Source organism: Collinsella aerofaciens (assembly GCF_039752955.1).
Taxonomy (GTDB): Bacteria; Actinomycetota; Coriobacteriia; order Coriobacteriales; family Coriobacteriaceae; genus Collinsella; species Collinsella aerofaciens_BI.
This window is the reverse complement of sequence record NZ_JBDMHB010000004.1, coordinates 11,946-33,107: the sequence shown is the minus strand read 5'-3', so window position 1 is coordinate 33,107 and position 21,162 is coordinate 11,946. Positions and strand designations below refer to the sequence as shown.

At 57.7% G+C, this 21,162-nt stretch carries 20 protein-coding genes and 5 tRNA genes; 6 read left to right on the top strand and 19 right to left on the bottom strand.

Annotated elements, in window-relative coordinates; genetic code table 11:
* Positions 1 to 196: 196 nt before the first annotated feature.
* The 11 genes from rplA to ABHR75_RS01845 form a co-directional block, all read right to left on the bottom strand.
* Entirely contained in the window at positions 197 to 904 is a 708-nt protein-coding gene (gene rplA, locus ABHR75_RS01895; protein WP_022093892.1) for a 50S ribosomal protein L1, read from the bottom strand.
* A 117-nt stretch (positions 905 to 1,021) separates the two neighbouring features.
* A complete protein-coding gene (gene rplK, locus ABHR75_RS01890) occupies positions 1,022 to 1,450 on the bottom strand; it encodes a 50S ribosomal protein L11 (RefSeq protein WP_346963501.1) in 429 nt (142 codons plus the stop codon).
* A 120-nt stretch (positions 1,451 to 1,570) separates the two neighbouring features.
* On the bottom strand, positions 1,571 to 2,107 hold the full coding sequence (gene nusG, locus ABHR75_RS01885; protein WP_006234984.1) for a transcription termination/antitermination protein NusG: 537 nt from the start codon (positions 2,105 to 2,107) through the stop codon (positions 1,571 to 1,573).
* A 3-nt stretch (positions 2,108 to 2,110) separates the two neighbouring features.
* Positions 2,111 to 2,449, bottom strand: a complete 339-nt coding sequence (gene secE, locus ABHR75_RS01880; protein ID WP_055285218.1) for a preprotein translocase subunit SecE — start codon at positions 2,447 to 2,449, stop codon at positions 2,111 to 2,113.
* Between the two features lie 76 nt (positions 2,450 to 2,525).
* Positions 2,526 to 2,601: transfer RNA gene (locus ABHR75_RS01875), tRNA-Trp, on the bottom strand.
* 13 nt (positions 2,602 to 2,614) lie between these two features.
* Positions 2,615 to 2,764: a 50S ribosomal protein L33 gene (gene rpmG / locus ABHR75_RS01870; RefSeq protein WP_346963500.1), complete on the bottom strand. Its 150-nt coding sequence runs from the start codon at positions 2,762 to 2,764 to the stop codon at positions 2,615 to 2,617.
* A gap of 280 nt (positions 2,765 to 3,044) precedes the next feature.
* A complete protein-coding gene (tuf, locus tag ABHR75_RS01865) occupies positions 3,045 to 4,235 on the bottom strand; it encodes an elongation factor Tu (protein WP_035137538.1) in 1,191 nt (396 codons plus the stop codon).
* Between the two features lie 96 nt (positions 4,236 to 4,331).
* Positions 4,332 to 4,408 (bottom strand) — tRNA-Met (locus tag ABHR75_RS01860).
* 3 nt (positions 4,409 to 4,411) lie between these two features.
* Positions 4,412 to 4,487: transfer RNA gene (locus ABHR75_RS01855), tRNA-Thr, on the bottom strand.
* A gap of 10 nt (positions 4,488 to 4,497) precedes the next feature.
* Positions 4,498 to 4,579: transfer RNA gene (locus tag ABHR75_RS01850), tRNA-Tyr, on the bottom strand.
* 403 nt (positions 4,580 to 4,982) lie between these two features.
* Positions 4,983 to 5,816, bottom strand: coding sequence for a MurR/RpiR family transcriptional regulator (locus tag ABHR75_RS01845; protein ID WP_158567231.1), 834 nt, complete (start codon positions 5,814 to 5,816; stop codon positions 4,983 to 4,985).
* A gap of 151 nt (positions 5,817 to 5,967) precedes the next feature.
* On the opposite strand from ABHR75_RS01845, the gene ABHR75_RS01840 reads away from it, so the two are divergent.
* A complete protein-coding gene (locus ABHR75_RS01840; RefSeq protein ID WP_118079329.1) occupies positions 5,968 to 7,386 on the top strand; it encodes a glycoside hydrolase family 1 protein in 1,419 nt (472 codons plus the stop codon).
* 9 nt (positions 7,387 to 7,395) lie between these two features.
* On the top strand, positions 7,396 to 8,796 hold the full coding sequence (locus tag ABHR75_RS01835) for a PTS transporter subunit EIIC (protein ID WP_346963499.1): 1,401 nt from the start codon (positions 7,396 to 7,398) through the stop codon (positions 8,794 to 8,796).
* 533 nt (positions 8,797 to 9,329) lie between these two features.
* Here the strand turns inward: ABHR75_RS01835 and ABHR75_RS01830 are convergent.
* Positions 9,330 to 9,404, bottom strand: a tRNA-Thr gene (locus ABHR75_RS01830).
* A 223-nt stretch (positions 9,405 to 9,627) separates the two neighbouring features.
* On the opposite strand from ABHR75_RS01830, the gene ABHR75_RS01825 reads away from it, so the two are divergent.
* Positions 9,628 to 10,968 carry a DNA-binding protein gene (locus ABHR75_RS01825; RefSeq protein ID WP_346963498.1) on the top strand — a complete coding sequence of 447 codons (1,341 nt, stop codon included), beginning with the start codon at positions 9,628 to 9,630 and terminating at the stop codon, positions 10,966 to 10,968.
* Positions 10,969 to 10,995: 27 nt separating this feature from the next.
* On the opposite strand, the gene ABHR75_RS01820 is transcribed toward ABHR75_RS01825, so the two are convergent.
* The 6 genes from ABHR75_RS01820 to disA all read right to left on the bottom strand — a co-directional run bounded on the left by ABHR75_RS01820 (position 10,996) and on the right by disA (position 16,481).
* Complete coding sequence (locus ABHR75_RS01820; protein WP_346963497.1) at positions 10,996 to 11,673, bottom strand: NYN domain-containing protein; 678 nt, start codon at positions 11,671 to 11,673, stop codon at positions 10,996 to 10,998.
* Positions 11,674 to 11,676: 3 nt separating this feature from the next.
* Positions 11,677 to 12,591: a 23S rRNA (guanosine(2251)-2'-O)-methyltransferase RlmB gene (gene rlmB / locus ABHR75_RS01815; RefSeq protein WP_346963496.1), complete on the bottom strand. Its 915-nt coding sequence runs from the start codon at positions 12,589 to 12,591 to the stop codon at positions 11,677 to 11,679.
* A gap of 167 nt (positions 12,592 to 12,758) precedes the next feature.
* Positions 12,759 to 14,225, bottom strand: a complete 1,467-nt coding sequence (gene cysS / locus ABHR75_RS01810) for a cysteine--tRNA ligase (protein WP_227790774.1) — start codon at positions 14,223 to 14,225, stop codon at positions 12,759 to 12,761.
* Between the two features lie 3 nt (positions 14,226 to 14,228).
* Positions 14,229 to 14,723, bottom strand: coding sequence for a 2-C-methyl-D-erythritol 2,4-cyclodiphosphate synthase (gene ispF, locus ABHR75_RS01805; protein ID WP_006234975.1), 495 nt, complete (start codon positions 14,721 to 14,723; stop codon positions 14,229 to 14,231).
* Entirely contained in the window at positions 14,713 to 15,441 is a 729-nt protein-coding gene (ispD, locus tag ABHR75_RS01800) for a 2-C-methyl-D-erythritol 4-phosphate cytidylyltransferase (protein ID WP_035137545.1), read from the bottom strand. The genes ispF and ispD overlap by 11 nt, the downstream gene beginning before the upstream one ends.
* Positions 15,441 to 16,481: a DNA integrity scanning diadenylate cyclase DisA gene (disA, locus tag ABHR75_RS01795; RefSeq protein ID WP_369796797.1), complete on the bottom strand. Its 1,041-nt coding sequence runs from the start codon at positions 16,479 to 16,481 to the stop codon at positions 15,441 to 15,443. The genes ispD and disA overlap by 1 nt, the downstream gene beginning before the upstream one ends.
* Positions 16,482 to 16,854: 373 nt before the next feature.
* Between disA and ABHR75_RS01790 the strand changes: the two genes are divergently transcribed.
* From ABHR75_RS01790 to ABHR75_RS01780, 3 genes are all read left to right on the top strand, one after another.
* Positions 16,855 to 17,433: a manganese efflux pump MntP gene (locus tag ABHR75_RS01790; RefSeq protein ID WP_346963495.1), complete on the top strand. Its 579-nt coding sequence runs from the start codon at positions 16,855 to 16,857 to the stop codon at positions 17,431 to 17,433.
* Between the two features lie 119 nt (positions 17,434 to 17,552).
* Positions 17,553 to 18,023, top strand: a complete 471-nt coding sequence (locus ABHR75_RS01785; protein WP_199574364.1) for a helix-turn-helix domain-containing protein — start codon at positions 17,553 to 17,555, stop codon at positions 18,021 to 18,023.
* A gap of 3 nt (positions 18,024 to 18,026) precedes the next feature.
* A complete protein-coding gene (locus ABHR75_RS01780) occupies positions 18,027 to 19,331 on the top strand; it encodes a type II toxin-antitoxin system HipA family toxin (protein WP_346963494.1) in 1,305 nt (434 codons plus the stop codon).
* Between the two features lie 127 nt (positions 19,332 to 19,458).
* Here the strand turns inward: ABHR75_RS01780 and ABHR75_RS01775 are convergent, their stop codons facing one another.
* The gene (locus ABHR75_RS01775; protein ID WP_346963493.1) at positions 19,459 to 20,916 is read right to left on the bottom strand and encodes an aminoacyl-histidine dipeptidase; all 1,458 of its coding nucleotides are present in this window, start codon (positions 20,914 to 20,916) and stop codon (positions 19,459 to 19,461) included.
* Between the last annotated feature and the right edge of the window lie 246 nt (positions 20,917 to 21,162).

Here is a 21,162-nt window from a genome sequence, read left to right as displayed (position 1 = left end):
TTTCGGGGCGACCTGGGGCACTTGGAACCGGCTCGCTGCGATGCCATAACATTGACGCCAAAGTGCCAAAACCACCACAAAGGTGCCTGTCCCCTTTGTGGTGGTTTTGGCCCGAGATAGCAAGAAACCCGGTCCCACACGAGGCGGAACCGGGTTTCTTTAGCAATGCTTGCTTTGCTCAGGCAGTAACTAGCAGTTACTCAGCCAGGAAGTCACGCTGGACAGCAGGATCGACCTTGACGCCAGGGCCCATGGTGGAAGACACGGAGATGGACTTGACGTACTTGCCCTTAGCAGAAGAGGGCTTGACGCGCAGGATCTCGGTGTACAGGGCAGCGTAGTTCTCGACGAGCTGCTGCTCAGAGAAGGACTTCTTGCCCAGGGGCACGTGGCAGATGCCGTAGCGGTCGGCGCGGTACTCAACGCGGCCAGCCTTGAGCTCGGAGACCATCTTGGCGACGTCCATGGTCACGGTGCCGAGCTTGGGGTTCGGCATGAGGCCACGGGGGCCAAGGATCTTACCGATGCGGCCAACCTTGGCCATCATGTTCGGCGTAGCGATAGCGGCATCGAAGTTGATCTCGCCCTTCTGGATCTGGGCGACGAGCTCGTCGGAACCGATGATGTCGGCGCCGGCAGCCTCAGCCTCGCGGGCCTTCTCGCCCTCGGCGAAGACGGCAACACGAACGGTCTTGCCGGTGCCGTGGGGCAGGGAGATGGAACCACGGATGTTCTGGTCAGCCTTACGAGTATCGATGCCCAGACGGAAGTGAGCCTCGACGGTCTCGTCGAACTTGGCGGTGTCGAGCTCCTTGATGAGCTTGGCAGCCTGAAGGGGGGTGTAGAGCGTGGCGCGGTCGATCTTCTCGGCAGCGGCGTTATAGCTCTTACCATGCTTAGCCATGTGCATTACCTCCTGTGGTTAAACGGGCGTGAGCCCTCCCACATCGTATCGTGTGCCCTATTGCACACATTTAACGGGCGCCCCGGTCGGAGCACCCGCCGTTACCATAAGAAATCGCTACTCAACGATGGTGACGCCCATGGAACGGGCGGTACCGGCGATGATCTTCTTGGCGGCGTCAATGTCGTTGGCATTGAGGTCCGGCATCTTGATCTCGGCGATCTTGGTGAGCTGCTCCTGGGAGAGCTGACCAACCTTGTCAGCCTGGGGCTTAGCGGAACCAGACTTGAGGTTCAACTCCTTCTTGATAAGGTGAGCCGCCGGCGGGGTCTTGGTGATGAAGGAGAAGGACTTGTCCTCGTAGACAGAGATCTCAACGGGGATGATGTCACCCTTCTTGTCCTGCGTCTCGGCGTTAAAGGCCTGGCAGAACTGCATGATGTTCACGCCAGCAGCGCCCAGGGCGGGACCGACGGGAGGAGCGGGGTTTGCTGCACCAGCAGGAATCTGGAGCTTAATGACGTTGGCAACCTTCTTCTCAGCCATGGTCATTCCTTTCGAATCACGAGTGTGAAGTACTTGCTATATCGTAAGCACGCACGTGTTAGAAGCACTCCTGAGATGAGCAGTCACAGAAGAAGCACGCTCGCGCGAACGGACAAAAACTTAAGCGATGACAGCGACCTGGTTAAAGTCGAGCTCGACCGGCGTCTCACGGCCAAAGATCATCAGCGTGACCTTGAGCTTGCCAGCCTCAGTGTTAACCTCGGAGACCTTGCCATCAAAGTCGGTAAGCGGGCCATCGGTGACGCGGACGGACGTGCCGACCTGAATATCAACCGAGGTGCGCTTGGGCGAATCGCCCTTACCGGGACGACGAGTCATCTTGTTGTACTCGTCGCGGGAAAGCGGAGCGGGCTTGCCGTTGCCGCCTAGGAAACCGGTGACGCCGGGCGTGTTACGAACGCACGTCCAAGCATCGTCATCCATCTCCATGCGGACCAGAACATAACCCGGGAAGATCTTGGAATCCTTGGTCTCGCGCTTGCCACCCTCTTTAATCTCGGTGACGCGCTCCATAGGAATCTCGATATCAAAGATACGGTCCTGCATGCCCATGGTCTCGATACGATGCTCGAGATCGGACTTTACGCGGTTCTCGTATCCGGAGTAAGTGTGAACGACGTACCAACGCTTAGACATGGTTTAGCCCCTCAATCCAGAGAACAGAGCAAGAGCCTCGCCAAAGCCAGCATCGAGCAGAGCGATGACGACGCCGACGACGACCAGAGAAGCGCAAACGACTACCGAGTAGTTCACGAGCTCCTTCTTATCGGGCCACGTGACACGCTTCATCTCGGACTTGACCGAAGCGAAATACTTCTTGGTGCGGGCGAAGAAACCAGGCTTCTCGTTCTTCTTGGACTTCGCAGCCTTCTCGTTCTTCTTGGCAACGGCCTTCTTGGCCTCAACCTTGGAGTTGGCGGCAGCTTTGTTGGCAGGTGCCGGCTGCTGAGCCTTCTTCTTGTTCTTCTTGTTGGCCATTTGGGTTACCTCCGCGCAATGCGCTTATACATGAGTAAACCGTAAGCCCCCAAGTGGGAGCTTACGGAATAATGACTGGCACGCCAGGAAGGACTCGAACCCTCAACACTCGGTTTTGGAGACCGATGCTCTACCAATTGAACTACTGGCGTATGTGACTAGAGACTAGCGAGTCTCTTTGTGCAGCGTGTGGTGATGGCACCAGGGGCAATACTTCTTGATCTCCATACGATCAGGCATGGTCGACTTGTTCTTGGTGGTCGTATAGTTGCGGCGCTTGCACTCAGTGCACGCAAGAGTAACTAGAGTACGCATGTATCCTGAACCTTTCATTTCCGCCCCGTACGGGCACGAGTTGTTACTTTATCAGCTCCACGTAAGTGCTGTCAATGAAAACCTCGAGTCAATTGGTTCTCGGTGGATCCATTCATATTTGGAACACATCAATGAAGCCATCGAGAGCTAATCGACGGTGCATCCAGGACCATTATCGATCCTCTCGACACCAGCAACGGCTCAATATCCATTGCAGAAAAGAACCCGGCACCCATATAAGTGCCGGGTTCTCTAAGTCAGCTATATCAAAGAGCTAATTTTACTCAATGATCGTGGAGACGATGCCCGAACCGACGGTGTGGCCACCCTCGCGGATAGCGAAGCGCAGGCCCTCCTCCATGGCGATCGGGTGGATGAGGTCGCCCTCGATGGTGATGTGGTCACCAGGCATAGCCATCTCGGTGCCCTCGGGGAGCTTGACCGTACCGGTAACGTCGGTGGTACGGAAGTAGAACTGAGGACGATAACCATCGAAGAACGGGGTGTGACGGCCGCCCTCCTCCTTGGTCAGAACGTAGATCTCGCCGGTGAACTTGGTGTGCGGGGTAACCGAACCGGGCTTGCAGAGAACCTGGCCGCGCTCGATGTCCTCACGCTTGATGCCGCGGAGCAGCAGACCGACGTTGTCGCCAGCCTCGCAGAAGTCCATGGACTTACGGAACATCTCGATACCGGTAACGACGGTGTTCTGGGTATCCTTGATGCCGACGATCTCGACGGGCTCGTTGAGCTTGAGCTCACCGCGCTCGACACGGCCAGTAGCAACGGTACCACGGCCGGAGATGGTCATAACGTCCTCAACGGCCATCAGGAACGGGAGGTCGTTGTTACGAGCAGGCGTCGGGATGTACTCGTCGACGGCCTTCATGAGCTCGCGAATGGCGTCCATCCACTTGGCGTCGCCCTCGAGAGCGCCCAGAGCGGAGCCACGGATGACGGGGATGTCGTCGCCGGGGAAATCGTACTCGGAGAGGAGCTCACGGGTCTCCATCTCGACGAGGTCGATGAGCTCGTCATCGTCGACCATGTCGCACTTGTTCAGGAAGACGACGATGTAGGGAACGCCGACCTGACGGGCGAGCAGGATGTGCTCGCGGGTCTGAGCCATGGGGCCGTCGGTAGCGGCGATGACCAGGATAGCGCCGTCCATCTGAGCAGCACCGGAGATCATGTTCTTGACGTAGTCAGCGTGGCCCGGGCAGTCAACGTGAGCGTAGTGACGGGCAGCAGTCTCGTACTCGACGTGGGAGACGGAAATCGTAATGCCGCGCTCGCGCTCCTCGGGAGCCTTGTCGATGTTCTCGAACGCAGTGAAGTCAGCCTTGCAGCCCTCGGTCTCGGAGAGAACCTTGGTGATGGCAGCGGTCAGCGTGGTCTTGCCGTGGTCGACGTGACCAATGGTGCCGATGTTAACATGCGGCTTAGTGCGCTCAAACTTCTCTTTGGCCATAAAGCCCTCCTCTTAACAGGTCGTCCCCGGACGGGACTTTGCCTTTATACCATAGTGGCCTCTCAACATACTATTGAGAAGCCACCGTGTTACCTATGGTAGCGGTGACTGGATTCGAACCAGTGACGCCACGGGTATGAACCGTGTGCTCTAACCAACTGAGCTACACCGCCGGATGGAGCCTGCAACCAGACTTGAACTGGTGACCTCTTCGTTACCAACGAAGTGCTCTACCGACTGAGCTATACAGGCACTTGACGGGTGGGAGCTATAGGATTCGAACCTATGTAGGCAGAGCCAACGGGTTTACAGCCCGTCCCCATTAACCACTCGGGCAAACTCCCAATCGTTCAAGTATCCGCAGGTCCTTTGGTCTTTTGGACCGCCGCCCCCGCGAACGAAGAAGATAATACGATGCCACCTTGGGGGCTGTCAACGAAAACCTCTAGATACACGGTGCCGGGCGTATCTACATACCTTTGACCTGCGTTTTTGCTGAGTTTGGATATGAAGGACGGTGGATTTGGCTGCGCTGGTGACATTTCCCGAGGGAATACTTTGGCACGGTGGAGTACATCTGCACCATCGACCTTCGATACCGACCCTCTTGCACTATTACATAGGTCACGATCGGGCTTCCACGACACGATCGAGCGTGGATAATCTCCCACTTTTAGCGCGGCCCTAAGGCCAAAGCGGCAGATTATCCACGCTCATTCTCCAGGCGGGAGAACTAAAGAGCCGCAACTACTCGGGCCAGGCCAAAGTAGACCCATAGAGCGGCTCCCCCTTGGTGCAGGGGTAGCGACTCAAGTAACACGACGATAGCAAGTCGAATAAATAAGTTATGGCGTATTTCGAATAAACGCCGAGTCGGTCAATTCCGTTTCCCGCATTACCAAGACGATATACACGGTCAAAAGACCTCGATTTGTCATCGTTGCTAAACGCAGTAATTAGAATCTTCCTGCCCGAACGGCAATCAAGATACTCACGCGCCTGTGACGCAAATAGCCCGGAGACCGATACGAGAATTATCAATGACTGCGAAGCGTCTCCCATGTTTTTCAATTCCGCGACGTTAGCCCCAGCAACTATGCGAACTATCTTGCCCGCATAAAACATTTCCTGCTGAAATCGTACGAGATTGGCGCTCACATTATTGGTGCACCAGATTTCAACGTTTTTATGGCCATCAATTTCGTCGGCAAGGTGCTTGATAGCGATATCGGACACGCCGCTTTCAACCTCAGCGAACATCTCGATCATGCGAACGTCGAGCTCTGCCCTGTACTCCTCGTAGCCATATTCCTCCTCTCGATGGCTTAAGTCGCTTGGAAAAACTGATTGAGTAAATGATTCTTTCAAATCGCTAAGAGACTGGTAGCCCAATCGATTGCAGAAACGACGAACAGCGGAACGGGTCACGAATGCATCGCGGGTTATTGCGGCAACATTGATTTCGCTCGAACGCCTAATGTGAGCGATGAGATATCGAGCGATGGCGGCATCGTTTGACCCAAACTCGCTGTTGATGATGGAGCTAATGCGATTGAGCACATCGAAGTCATTGATATTCACGTGATCCCTCTTTCCGCCCTCCTCGATATTATGGTTCATTTATTGAATCAAACAGCTTTGGTCGTTCTCCTATGATTCAAATCAGTTGACGTCATCTTAATCGTAATTCCGTCACACGTATCCACCGTGTTGAATGATGGAAAGGGGATTCATGGGCAACGTGAACAACATGCCGTTTCTCTGGGGTTCCGCCACGGCGTCTTATCAGTGCGAGGGTGCCTGGAACGAAGACGGCAAAGGCCTCGGCGAGTGGGATTTCTTTAACCACACAAGCAATAAGAACATCAACCATGTTGACGGTGATGTATCTTGCGACTTCTACCATCGCTATGAAGAAGATATCCGCATGATGAAAGAAGGCGGACAAAACACCTATCGCTTCTCTCTTTCATGGAGTCGAATCATCCCCACGGGTATCGGCGAAGTGAATGAAGAGGGTATCGATTTTTATAATCGAGTCATTGATTGCTGCCTCGAAAATGGCATAGAGCCCAACGTTACGCTGTTCCATTACGATCTGCCATTCACGCTTGCTTGCAAAGGCGGATGGCTGAACAACGACATGGCAGAGTGGTTCTGCAAATACGCCGAGATTTGCTTTGAGCGCTTTGGAGACCGCGTCAAAATCTGGGCTACCGTTAACGAGCCGCATTTCTACAGCTACTGCGTAAACATGTTGGGCAACTATCCCCCCAATCGATCGCTCGACGTTCAGTCGTACATGCAGTTTCAATACAACCTGATGCGCGCAAGCGCACTCGCAGTCCGAGCATATCGTCAAATGGGCTACGACGGCATCATCGGCGCCGTCCACGATGGCGGCGTTGTCGAACTCGACCCGGCAACCGAGCACCCCGATGACGTATTTCGATACGCAGACTTTTTCGCCAATCGCATGATTCTGGCACCAGCGCTTCAGGGTCAACTGCCGCCAGAAATGGACGAAATCCTTGAAAAACTTGGCGTCTCGCTCTATCGATCCCCAAATGACGTAGAAGAATTCAGAGACGGTAAAGTCGATTTTATTGGACTCAACGTGTATTGCCGAGAGTATGTAACCGACTGGCACGGTGGAGAGCTTGCCGTTTCGGCGAACAATAAGGGCGGTTCGAGCAAAAAGGTCGAAGGAAAATGCATTGCGCCCTTGTTTGAAAGCGCCCGCGACAGCAATGTTCCCCGCAATAAATGGGGCCGCGAAATACTCCCAAGTTGCATGTATTCAACCATCATGGATGTCCACGAGCGCTATGACGCGCCCCGCATCTTTATTACGGAAAACGGACATGGCGCCTATGAGCAACCAGACGCAGACGGAATGATCCACGATGATGACCGCATCGAGCTTCTGGGCCAGTTCATCGAGCACATGATGAGGGCTAAGCGCGACGGCGCGCGCGTTGAGGGCTACTACCTCTGGTCGACGATGGATCTGTATAGCTGGATCAACGGCTACGAAAAACGATACGGACTTGTCCATATCGACTTCGAGAACAATCTGGAGCGCACCCCCAAAAAGAGCTGGTATTGGTACCGAGACCTTATCTCGAAGTATCAGGAGCAGGAAGGTTAGGAGAAAGAGATGAAATATCAGGCAATGTCCGAAACAGTCCTAAAGGCTGTTGGCGGCAAAGAAAACATTACATCGGTAACTCATTGTGCGACGCGCCTTCGCATCGACGCACGAGACACCTCGATCATCGATCTCCAGCTCGCCAAATCGGCCGACCAGGCGCTCGGGGCAGTAGTCAGCGGTGGCCAGCTTCAGGTGATCATCGGCCCCAACGTCACCGAGGCTTACAACGACTTCCTCGACTTCGCGGGAATCGAAGTCGGCGGTGGCACGGTTGCCGACGATGCCCAAACCGCCAAAGACCTTGCAGAAGGCATTAAAAGCGGTAACACCGCCATGGGCTTGATTGAGAAATTCGGGAACGTCTCTGCACAGGTATTCATGCCCATCGTCCCGGCGCTCATCGTTGGCGGACTCATTCTTTCGATCAAGAATCTCCTGGTCAATTATTGTGGATTGAGCACCGATAGCGGAACCGCCCAGGTTCTGCTGGCGATCTTCAGCGCCTCATTTAGCTTCCTGCCCGTTTACCTCGGCTATCAGCTCGCCGCCGTCATGAAGATGCAGCCTATCATGGGCGCACTGCTGGGCGCAATCATGATTAGCTCGTCTATTAGCGGTGCTGAGGGTCTCGACTTTCTTGGCATCCCCATCCCGACGAATGACTACTCGAGCACGGTGGTGCCAATCGTACTGGGCGTTGTGTTCATGTACTTTGTTGATCGCGGTCTTCAGAAAATCATCCCCGACATTACCAAACTGTTCTTGAAACCGCTGCTCACCATGTTCATCGTCGTGCCTGTTGAGCTGATTATCCTCGGCCCCGCCGGCAGCATGATGGGCTACGCGCTGAGTGATGCCGCCACGTGGCTCATGGATAACGTGGCATTTATCGCTACTCCAATCCTTGCAGCCCTTAACCCCTATTTTGTCATGCTCGGTCTTGATAAGGCCTACATCGCGATCGAAGTTACGAGCTTGGCGCAGCTCGGCTGGGCGCCCATCATCTTTGGCTTCATCTCAAACCTCTGCATTGGCGGCACGAGTCTCGCCTTGGCAACTGCAATGAAAGGCAACAAGGAGAAGAGAGGTATGGTCACCACGGTTGCCGTCACCGCACTTTGCGGCGTAACTGAGCCCGCATTTTACGGCTGCCTCATCGAGCGTCCCCGCCTGCTTGTCGGCACGGCAATCGGCGCCCTCTGCGCGGGACTCCCTGCAGGTATCTTCGTCCTGAAGGAGTATGTTGCGGGAGCATGCCCCGGTCTTCTTTCTGCGCTGATCTTTATCGCTCCCGATGGATCCATGAGCAACTTCGTACTGGCGTGCGTTGTCGCCGTCATCGCCATCGTCGTCTCGTTCATCGCTGCACGCGTGATTATCAAGAAGAATCCCAACTATATTGAGTAAATGCCCGCTGTTTGCATTGGGGACATCCTCGGCAGACCGTTAGCAAGAACCCAAGAAGTCCCTTAGGGGCTCGATTAATCCATTCGGATTCCTGAGGCACAAACGACCCCGATTCCACAATGAAATCGGGGTCGTTGTTTCTAAAGCCTTCGATAGACAATCGGTGTTTACCTTAGCTCCCCATCCAAGTTAATTATCCACGCTCGTTCTCCGGTCGAAAGTTTTTCTTCTCTCGCGTGTCCAGAAATCCACGCTCGAGCAGGACATCCAGGTCCGCACCCGCCCTTGTCTCGATCTGTAACAGCAAGAGGCCTATTCCGCTTCTACATGTTACAGATCAAGATATTCCTAAAACACCCTAAGTTTCATCTCAATCTGTAACAGTTAGATGCCAAATATCGGTCTTGGTGTTACAGATTTAGACAAACTGGAGGACGAGACAAACCGAAAACGGAATGGGCGCTGACCCGATGGCGCACCACCTAAATAGAAACGGGCCCTGTCCCACAAGGGAACAGAGCCCGAAACTCTCATGGAGCCAGTGACAGGAATCGAACCTGCAACCCACTGATTACAAATCAGTTGCGCTACCGTTGCGCCACACTGGCACACTTGGCGCTTTCGCGCGAAGCCTGTTAAGGATAAAGGAATTGCGGACGGGGCGCAACAGGCCACACGGCGTTATACAAATATGCAAAATCCAGCAACAACAGGTACCAGCCCCGTTCATTTCTGTCGGTTCGCCCTCAATTTCAAAACTATTCGCTAGAACGAATAGTTTTAATTACAATTGGCTATATAAAACTATTCGTTCTAGCGAAGGGTTTCTCGATGTTGACTACAAAGGAAGCAGCCGAGCTGCTCGGCATCACTCCGCGCAGGGTGCAGGAGCTCATAAAAAACGGAGCACTTGAGGCCCGCAAGGCTTCTGGTGTATGGCTCATCGACAAAGGCAGCGTCGACACGCGACTCCGTTCCGCGACCAAAACGGGGGGACGTCCCCGCCGCGGCCACGGTAAGAGCGAGATCGCATTCACCCTCATGAACCGCACGCACGAAGTGGCCCAGCTGGTCTACAGCAGATCACGGAAAGACTTCACCCACATCGGCGCCGACGTCGATCGTGCCCACGCCCCTATTGGAGTTTTTGCTCCCAGCAAACCTGCATCGCTCGACTCCTTCCGCATCTGGTGGCGCGGCCGCGGTATCCCGCTCGCACGCATTGGGCTAGCCTCCCTGCTTGCAGAAGCCGCAGTCGATGTTCCCGATGAACTCGTACAGCGAAATCTTGGCCTCTCCTTATCCGACCAGTATTGGATTAGGCCCCAAGACTCCGGTCTCGCGTGGGAAGATATCAATTTCTTCAATAATGCTTTTGACGACGTCTCGCTAACCATTGCACCCTTCGCCCCGGAGGGTAAGGCAGCTGCCGCAAAGCCTGACAACACCTCGGACGGCAATCTTCAAAAGTACTGGACATGCGAGGGTGACCGTCGAATCCTCCACAAGGCAGGTGCACATCTAAACCAGGAACCTTATAACGAGCTGGTGGCGACTGCACTTCACCGTCGCATCCTAAACGGTTGCGATTATGTACCCTATTCGCTCGAAGGCGCGGGTACTTCCGCCTTGAGCACATGCAATGTCTTCTTAACTGACGAAGAAGAATATGTCCCTGCGTTCTATGTAAACCAGCATGCAAATGCAGACGAGCGACTAACCGATTACGAACGGTATGTAGCAAACAGCGAGGAGCTTGGAGCGACAGATATAAAAGACGCCCTTGACCGCATGATCGTATGCGATGACATCATTGCCAACTACGACCGTCATTGGCGCAACTTCGGCCTCGTGCGAAACGTCAACTCACTGGCCTGCAGACCAGCCCCCATCTTCGATTCGGGCTCATCACTCTGGTGCAACATATCACTAGAGGAGCTTAGGGCGGGAGAGCACAGTTTTACCAGCGCACAATTTCATTCAAGCCCCGCCAAACAGATGTTGCTCGTCGAGGACATGGGCTGGTTTGACGGCGACAAACTCGAAGGCTTCGTTGACGAGGCAATCGAGATTCTGTCTAAAAACGATGCTCTAACAGCGAGACTGCCTTATCTAAAAGAGGCGCTAACGTGGCGCCTCAAAAGAATGATCGACATCGCTGAATGGAGTTAGCGAGACAGCATCGCCCCGCCAACTCCCCTACCTCCCGCGGAGGGCCTTGAGCTTTGCCAGCGCCTCGGGGCTCAGGCGACTGCCCAGAGTCATCTTGATCTGCGGGGCCTCTTCGGCCTCGTGAACGTCGTTATCGATCTGTTTGATCTCGTCCACCAGCATACGGCTCGAGATGCGCGTAACGCCCTTGCCCATGACGACGGCCTGGATCGTGCCGTCGCTCGATACCACGGAGCACGCGCGACCTTCCTCGCGTGCCTCGATGCAGAGCTTCTGCACCACGGTATCGGCAGAGACGCCCGTCGGCGAAAACTCGATGCGCACGCCGCGGGCCGGCAGGTTGGGGCGCTCGCTGGAGATATTGCCCGCGCCGTCGAACACGATCACGGCCTCGTAGCGGCCCTGGGCAAACGCGGCGACGTCGTTGATGAGTGCAGTTCGCGCCATATCGTGGACGTCGCTGGAATACGGATCGTCGGAATGGTCGTAGACGAGCTTTTCGTAGCGCGGCGTGCAGTGGATCACGTTGTAACCGTCGACCACCAGCAGCTCGGGCTTGTTGGAGTGCACCGTCGAGACTGGGTCGGCGATAGCCTGCGCAAACACATTGCCGCCCACGCCATAGGTCGCGGCCGAAACAATCGGCTTGGCCGAGCCCTCGCCAAAGCGCTTGGCCTTGGACTTGGCACGGTTCTTTTTGGACATGCGCTACTCCTCCCCCATCAGCTCGCCGGCGTTGCGGCGCAGCCACTCAAAGCACAGCGCCGTGGTCGCCTGGGCAACATTGAGGCTCTCGGTCATACCGCGCTGGGGAAGCTTGGTCAAAAAGTCGCATTTCTCGAGCACCAGACGCGAGATGCCGTCGCCCTCGGAGCCCATGACGAGCGCCACGCGGCCCTCGAAAGGAGCATCCCAGCAACTGCCTTCGGCGTGCTCGGAAGCACCGCCCACCCAAAAACCAGCGGCCTTAAAATCGTCGAGCGCACGGGCGATATTGGGAACCTGCGCGATAGGCAGATGCATGACGGCACCGGCTGAGGTCTTATAGCTGCCCACGGTCACGCCGGCGGCACGCTTATTGGCAATGACGACGCCCGCCGCGCCCACAACCTCGGCGGAGCGCACGATGGCGCCAAAGTTGCCGTCGTCAGTCACGTGGTCGAGCACCACGACAAGTGCCGGGCCCTCGCCTGCGCGGTCGAGAATATCGGCGACATCAGCATAGGGGAAGTTGCCAACCTCGAGTGCGATGCCCTGATGAGCGCCATGGCTCGACAGTGCGTCGAGCTGCGCACGCGGCACATACTTAATGCGGACGCCCGCGGCGTTGAGGTCGTCGACCAGGCGCGACAAGGCGGCATCGCGCTCTCCACCCTCGACAATGAGCGCGCACTTGATGGGAAAACCAGTGCGTAGCGCCTCGGCGGCAGCACGACGACCTTCGATAAACTCGCCCTTGGGAGCCTGGACAGCGTCGCGGTTGCGATCGCGCTGCGGACGTGCGGCCCGGGCGCGATCGCGCTGGCCCTTGGGAGCGGCAGCGCGGTCATTGCGGCGAATCGGACGCGAGCCAGAAGCAGCCTGCTTGCCGCCACGAGGCGCACGCTTGCGATTGTCGGCCATAAAGCGACCTCCTAAATACAACTATCAAACGAAACAAATAGACCGACCGCCCGAGGTGCGGCAGATTGCCTTGAAAGAGGAGGGCATAGACCTTGAGGTCATGCCCGACGATTGAAAGGCAAGGTGCCGTGGCTCGGGCGGTCGGGTGCTTGGGAAACCCGCGGGGATTAGAGAGATTTGATACGAGTGCCGGCGGCGGTATCTTCAATCGTCAGGCCCAGGTCCTTGAGCTGGTCGCGGATGGCGTCGGCCAGATCCCAGTTCTTGGCGGCACGGGCCTCGGCGCGGGCCTCGAGAATCTTGGCAGCAGCCTCGTCCACGTCGTCGCCCGTGTAGGCGACCAGGCCGGCGGCAACGCCCAGCAGGCCCAGCGGCAGCTCGACCTTGGGCTCGGGAAGCTCGACGCCAAACGTATCGAGCAGCTCGACCAGCGTATCGGCGGCGGCCAGGGCAGCGGCCTTGTCGGCAGCATCGCCCGCCTGCTCCAGGTACTGGTTGCACTCGGTCACAAAGCCAAAGACAGCACCCATGGCACCGGCGGTGTTAAAGTCGTCATCCATGCACTCCTTAAAGGTGGTGCGGGTCTCGGCGGCCTTGGCGGCAAACGCCTCGGCAGCCGCTTCGTCGGCATCGGCCGTCGCGTGGTTCGCGGCCCAACGCAGGTTCTCGACCGTACCGGCGATACGCGTGAGCGAGTTCTCGGCACCCTCCAGGCGCTCCCAAGAAAAGTCGAGCGGCGAGCGATAGCTCGTCTGCAGCATCAGCAGGCGCAGGGCGGCAGCGGAGTGCTGCTCGAGGACCTCGGCCAGCGTAAAGAAGTTGCCGAGCGACTTGGACATCTTCTCGCCGTCTACCAGCAGCATGCCCGTGTGCATCCAGGTGTTGGAGAAGCCCTGGTGCCAGGCGCAGGTGGCCTGGGCGCACTCGTTCTCGTGATGCGGGAAGGCAAGGTCGGAGCCGCCGCCGTGGATGTCGATCGGAGTGCCCAGGTAGCGATGCACCATGGCGGCGCACTCGGTGTGCCAACCGGGACGGCCCTCGCCCCAGGGGCTCGGCCAGCTGGGCTCGCCGGGCTTGGCGGCCTTCCACAGGGCAAAGTCGAGCGGGTCGTTCTTGTCCTCGTTCTCCTCGATGCGCGCGCCAACCATAAGGTCGTCGATATTGCGGCCCGAGACCTGACCGTAGTTAGGATCGCTGCGCACGGCAAAGTACACGTCGCCGTTATCGGCGGCGTAAGCGTGGCCCTGCTCGATAAGCGTCTTGATCATGGCGATCATGGGGCCGATCTCTTTGGTGGCGCGGGGGCGCACATCGGGATCGAGCACGTTGGCGGCGCGCATGACGCCGATGAACTTGTCGGAGAACTCCGTCGCGACCTCGGCGGCAGTGCGGCCCTGCTCGTTGGCGCGCTTGATGATCTTGTCATCGACATCGGTGAGGTTCTGGGCGAACGTGACCTCGTAGCCGCTCGCGATGAGCCAGCGGCGAATCACGTCAAAGCTGATGAACGTGCGGGCGTTGCCGATGTGGATGTTGTCGTAGACCGTGGGGCCGCACACGTACATGCGGACCTTGCCGGACTCGATGGGCTGGAACTCTTCCTTTTTATGGGTAGCGCTGTTGTAGATACGCATTCGTTACTCCTTAACGGTTTTCTGTAGCAGGCAGACGGCCCAGGCGCCGATTCCCTCGCCCTGGCCTTCCCAACCGAGCTTTTCGGTCGTAGTGGCGGCGACGCCCACGTTTTCGACGTCAACGCCCAGGGCATGGGCAAGGTTGGCGCGCATGGCATCGCGATGCGGGGTGATCTTAGGCTGCTGGCAGGCAATGGTGCAATCGGCATCGACAAACTCAAAGCCCAGCTCACGCGCATAGTCCATCACGCGGGCAAGCAGCACCATCGAATCGGCACCCTCGTAGGCGGGATCGGTGTCGGGGAATAGCTTGCCGATGTCTCCCCCACGGCAGGCGCCCAGAATGGCGTCGGCCAAGGCGTGCGCGAGCACATCGGCATCCGAGTGGCCCAGCAGGCCGCGCTCGTAGGGAATGTCGACACCGCCGATGATACATCGACGCCCCTCCACCAGACGGTGAACGTCGTAGCCATGGCCAATGCGCAGGTTACTGAACATGGGGAAGGTCCTCTCCCTCGGCCATGCGGCCAAGCAGAATCGCGGTTACGGGACGCAGGTCCTCGGGCACCGTCACCTTAAGGTTATCGCGTGGGCTCTGGACGCAGCGGACGCGCCCACCCATGCGCTCGACCAGCGACGAATCATCGGTACCGATAAAGCCCTCGGCAATGGCTGCAGCGTGGGCGCGCTTCATAGCATCGACGCTAAAGATCTGCGGCGTCTGCGCTGCCCAGTAGAGCTCACGCGGCGGCGTCTCGACGATATTATCGCCGTCAACGATCTTGAGCGTGTCGATCGCGGGCTGACCGCACACGACACCGTCGAGGGCACGGTCGCTCACGAGCACGTCGATAGCGTGGTCGATGGCCTCGGTCGTAATGAGCGGACGAGCGCCGTCGTGGATGGCGACATATTCGAAACCCGCCGGAACCGCATGCACGCCGGCACGGGTGGAATCCTGACGGGTATCGCCGGCATCGGCAAAGCTGATGGGCGTGTCATAGTCAAACGGGTCAATGGCCAGGCGGCGCATCTCGGCACGGCGCTCGGCAGGGCAAACCACGACGATGTGGCCGACCTTATCGCTACGGTCAAACGCGCGGATGGACCAGCTCATAAGCGGACGGCCCGCTACATTGACGAGCTGCTTGCCGCCGGGGTTACCAAAGCGCTGGCCGCTGCCACCGGCAACGACCACGGCGCATACGGGCGCCATTATGCGTTCCCCTGTTTGGTGCCCTTCATGCGGTACAGGGAGTCCGCAAGAATGGCAGGGTTGTTAACGCCAAAGTCGCCCAGGCGCTCCGGATCCTCGCTGATGTCATCCATGAGCTCCTGCAGCGAGCCGTACTCGTCGACGATCTTCTCGGCCACGCCGTCGCGCACGACGGACACGCGCGAAAGCGTGCGCAGGCCCAGCGGCGTCATGACGGAGTCCTCGTCCAGGTCGTCATAGCCCAGAACCGCCGCCACATGCTGCGGGTCGGACAGGTCCTTAGGCGTCATGCGGCTCAGCTCGGCGCGAATCTTCTCGGCGTTTGCCTCGGAGGAATCGCTTGCGTAGTCGCGGATCATCAAGTCGTATTCGGTATCCATGCTGGAGCCCGCGAGCTGCTCGAGCTGCATCTGCACGAGCTTGCCCTGGTTACCCAGCTTGACGATGCAATCCTTAAGCTCGGTCTTTGCCTGTTGCATGATCTCGAAACTCGAGAAGATGCCGGTGATGTCGGCGAGCGTGACGTAGTCGTCGAGCTCAAGGGCCGTCAGGCGCAGCAGGGAGCGATCGAGCGACTGACGGGTAGTCTGGAGCGTGGCGACGAGCTGGTTGACCGAGCTCATGATGGTGGTGACGGGCTGGATCTCGTAGCTCTTGCCGTGAACGTACACGTTAACGACGGCGCGACGGGCCGAGACCGAGATCACGATGGCATCGGTGAGCACCGACATGCGAGCGGCAGTACGGTGACGCATGCCCGTCTCACTCGTGGCGAGCGAGGGATCGGGATTGAGGTGGAAGTTGGCGCGCAGGATCTGGGTGAGGTCGCCATCGATAACGATGGCGCCGTCCATCTTGGAAAGCTCGAACAGGCGGTTCGAGGTAAACGAAATGTTGAGCGGGAAGCCGTCGTTACCGGCAGCGAGCACGTTTTCGGTGTCGCCGACGCAGATAAGGGCGCCCAGGTGACCGGCGATGATCATGTCGAGGGCGGTGCGGATCGGCTGACCAGGTGCCGTCAGGCGGATGGCCTGTTCCATACGCTTTTGCAGCTCGTTCTTATCCAAGGCATCGCTCCCATCGTATACGCTCCATAAACGCTAAATAGTTTCTCACGGTTTGTCCCTGCGGCGCTTGCGAAATCCGATGCTTACAGAATGAGCGAACACAGCTGAGAGCCCAACCCAAATCAGCTGTTCATGTGGTAGCATCGGGATTCGCATAAATGAGGGAGTAGTCGCGTGACCGGATTCGCCTCCGGTGGCGCGGTAAGTCAACACACTGGCCGATGCGGCCTGGCTTGCCTTAATGAACGAGACTCGTGGCTGTGCGCGCAACGCGTACGCCACGGGTCTTTTTTATTACTCCCTCAAGAGGTACACGCGGGCCCGCCCGCAGAGAGGGAGCCAGACTATGGGACTCGCAGAGCTCGTGTTGCTCGCCGTTGGCCTTTCGATGGACGCCTTTGCCGTTTCCATCTGCAAAGGTCTCGGCATGAAAAAGATCAACCTTAAAGTCGCCGTGGTGCTCGGCCTGTTCTTTGGCGGCTTTCAGGCCGGCATGCCCGTAATCGGATGGGCGCTTGGCAGCCAGTTTATGGGCATCATCGGCCCCATCGACCACTGGATCGCCTTTATCCTGCTCGCCTTCATCGGCGGCAAAATGCTGTGGGAAGCCTTTACCGAAGACGAGGATGAAGACGACGGCAAGGATGCCGAGAAGATTGAACTGGGCGAGTACCTGATCCTCGCCATCGCCACCTCAATCGACGCCCTGGCCGTGGGCATCTCGTTTGCCGCGCTCTCGGTTGACATCGTGCCCGCTGTATCGCTTATCGGCGTCACAACGTTTATCTTCTCCGTCGCCGGCGTAGCGATCGGCCACACCTTTGGCGCGCGCTACGAAAAACCCGCCACCATCGTGGGTGGCGTCGTGCTCATCCTTATCGGCCTCAAGATCCTGCTGGAACACTTGGGTTTTTTGGTGCTGTAAAACACCCTTCAAAACTAAACGTCCGTATGAGGTCTCATGCAGAGTTTTGCATGGGCCTTTTCGTGCAGACTTTTGCATGTCATACTAATATGCAAAAGTCTGCACGTTAGGAGATCGCCGTGGATACCCTTCCCATCACCACACCGCGCCAAGCTGGCATCTACGTGCGCCAGGCACGCGAGGCACAGGGAATCACCCGTGCGGCGCTCGCTAAAAAAGCCGGTGTTTCGGAGCGCCTGCTCGCATCGCTCGAGCTAGGAGATGCCACCGGCATTCGACTCGACAAGCTATTGGCAATCTTCAATGCTCTCGGACTGGCGCTCGCCGCTCAAGGGGATATAGGCGAAACGAAAAATGAGCAATCAGCCAACGTTCCGCGTGCCGATTTGCAACCTCACAGTACCCCCAGACGCCATCGCGCTCAACGTCCCTCTCATAGCTACCGTTGCTGCGCCGCCATTCCGGTTCTTGCAGACGCCCCCTTTACGTCTGAACTCTACGACAAAGCCTTCGCAGATTTCGCCATGTCCAATCTCGGAGTCTCGATTGCCGCAAACGCATCTGTCCAACCAAAGCCTGACGGGAAATAGCCAATGGCCAGAACATCACTTCGGACCATTATTTGCGGCGTACCTGCGGGAACGCTCACGCAAGATGAGAACGGTCTTATCAGCTTTACCTACGATCATGACTATGACGGGCCAGCCCTATCGACCAACATACCCGTATCGAATCGCACATACGGACAACAGGTCATGAATCCGTACCTGTTTGGCCTTCTACCCGACAGCGAGGATCAGCGAAAAGCGATTGCTGCCGAATTCGACGTTAGACCCAACAATGCCGTTGCGCTACTCAGCCATATCGGACTTGACTGTCCGGGTGGAGTGCAGTTTTGTGCCGAAGAAGACGTCAACGCCGTCCTGCATCGCACCAGCGAATACCGCCCTATAGGCGATCACGAGATTGCGCTGCGTCTCAAGTCGATCAGAGATGACCGCGATGCATCGTGGATGGGTCTAGATGAAAGTTGGTCACTTGGAGGCAACCAGGGCAAGTTCGCACTCGCACTCATAGACGGTCGCTGGTGCGAATGTGTGGGCTCCTCGCCCACGACGCATATTTTCAAAAATGGCGTTATCGGATTTAAACTCGAGGCTCTCAATGAGTTTGTCTGCATGAAAAGCGCCCAGCGCGCCGGTATCGCAACGGCAAACGTCGAATATCGTATGTTTGAGGACGAACCTGCCCTCATTGTTGAGCGCTATGACCGCATGAAAGTCGAAGACGGAACGATCAGGCGCCTACATCAAGAAGACCTCTGCCAGGCACTTGGGGTGATGCCCGCCCAAAAGTACACGGCAGACGGCGGCCCGACCACCCGCGACATTCAAGAGCTCCTCATAAATACGAGCCACCATCAACTTAACCTGTATCTGTTTACGCAAATACTGTTCTTCAACGCCATTATCGGCGCACCGGATGCGCATGCGAAAAACTATTCCCTGCTCCTTGGAAACGACGGCGCAGCCATGATGGCTCGAATGTACGATGTCGCATCGGGTTTGGCATATGAGCGCATGCGCCGCCGAGCGCGCCTTGCCATGAGCGTTGGCGGCGAAAACCGTGTGGGACGCATCGGTCCAGGCGCTATCCGCCGATACCACGGTATGGGCGACCCCGCGCTGGAGGCGGCGCTTACCGATGCCGGGCTATCCGAGAAGTTTTGCTTTGCGGCCATGATGGACCTCGCCTACGAGGTACCCATTTGCATGGAAGAGGTCATGGACGAATATGCCGACCTGCCCGGCATGGCGGACCTGCGCGAGCATATGCTCGGCCCCGTCCGCGAAAACTGCCAGCGCACCATCGGCCTCATCAAGGCGGATATGGGCTAGACGCCAATCAATTTCCCATTTCTTAAAAGAAGAGAGGGGGCACCCGTCGCAAAAGCTCAGATGCCCCCTCTCATAATGTCATTTGCAATCCGCTAGCACGTGGCTCGGACTGCTGCTAGCGCAACCTTTACGCAGCGAGGCGCTTGAGGACGTCGATGAGCAGCTCGTAGAAGCGCTCGGCAGAAGCGAGCTCCATGCTCTCGTCCGGGGTGTGGACATCGGAGAGCGTCGGGCCCACGGCGATGGCGTCCAGGCCGTGCAGGGCCTCGGCAAACAGGCCGCACTCAAGGCCGGCGTGAATGGACTCGATGCGCAGCTCGGAGCCAAAGAGCTCGCGATAGCTCTCGACAAAGATGTCGCGGACCGGCGAATGCTCGGCATAGCTCCAGCCGGGATACTCGAACTCGAACTTGGCGTCGAAGCCCAGGACATCGGCCAGCGTCTGCAGGCGGTCCTTGAACTCGTTCTGCAGCGAGGTAATCGAGGAGCGCGGGGACAGCATGATCTTGACCTCGTCGTCAGAAGTGGCAACCACACCGATGTTGGAGGAAACCTCGACGGAGCCGTCGGTGGCGACGTTGCGGCGAATCACGCCGTTAGGGGCAAGACGCAGGGCGCGGATGAGGGCAAGCGCGGACTTCTGATCCATGGCCTCGACCTCGGCGTCGTCGGCAATCTCGACGGTGCAGGTAAAGCCGGGGTCAAAGACCTCGAGCTCGGCAGTGACGTCGGCAATGATGCCCTTTGCGATCTGGGCCGCGGCCTCGGCGGCAGCGTGATCAGTGTAGACCAGCTCGGCCTTGCACTCACGGTTGATGGCGTTGTCCTTAGTGCCGCCGTTAAAGCTGACGATGGCGGGCTCGCCGGCAACCATCAGGCGGTCGATGATGCGGGCCATGATGAGGTTGCCGTTGCCGCGCTCCAGGTGGATGTCGGCGCCGGAGTGACCACCCAGCAGGCCGGAGATCTCGAGCGTAAGGGTGCTGCCGGTCTTGTGCTCGCGCACGATCGGGCAGGTGTAGGTAACGACGACACCGCCGGCGCAGCTGACGGTGGCCACGCCCTCCTCCTCGGAATCGAGGTTGATCATGGTGCGGGCGCTAATCTGGGACTTGTCGAGCGTCTCGGCGCCAACCAGGCCAGTCTCCTCGTCGGTGGTGAACACGCACTCGAGGGCCGGATGAGCAATCGAATCGTCGTTGAGCACGGTGAGCATCAGAGCGGCAGCAATGCCGTTGTCGGCGCCCAGGGTGGTGCCGTTAGCGGTGAGGACGCCGTCCTTGACGACCAGGTCGATACCATCGGTCGTAAAGTCGTGCTCAACGGAGCCAAGCTTGTCGCACACCATGTCGATGTGGCCCTGCAGCATCACGGTCGGGGCATTCTCGGCGCCGGCAGATGCGGGCTTACGAATGATGACGTTGTAGACCTCGTCCTGATACACGTCGAGGCCGCGCTCCTTGGCAAACGCAACCAAGAAATCGCTGATGCCCTTCTCGTTGCCAGACCCACGGGGGATCGCGCTGATCTCCTCAAAGAAATGGAACAGCTGGGCGGGCTCGTAGCCAGTAATCTTGTAGTCCATGGTGCCTCCTTGGCGCAACTGGTTAGACAATAAGACATGCGCCTTGTATATTCCCAGACTTCGTTTGCATAAACCAGTCGAAAACGCCGAGCGCTCTCGCATCATCGGCTAACGGTGGACCGTATAGCGTAACGGTCACAACTTCCGCAGCTCTACAAATCGAGGCGCCCTTTCCGGAGCGCCTCGATTGCGCATATCAAATTGTCGCCACGCCCTACAGCGCGCCGGAACCGGCTTGCATCATGC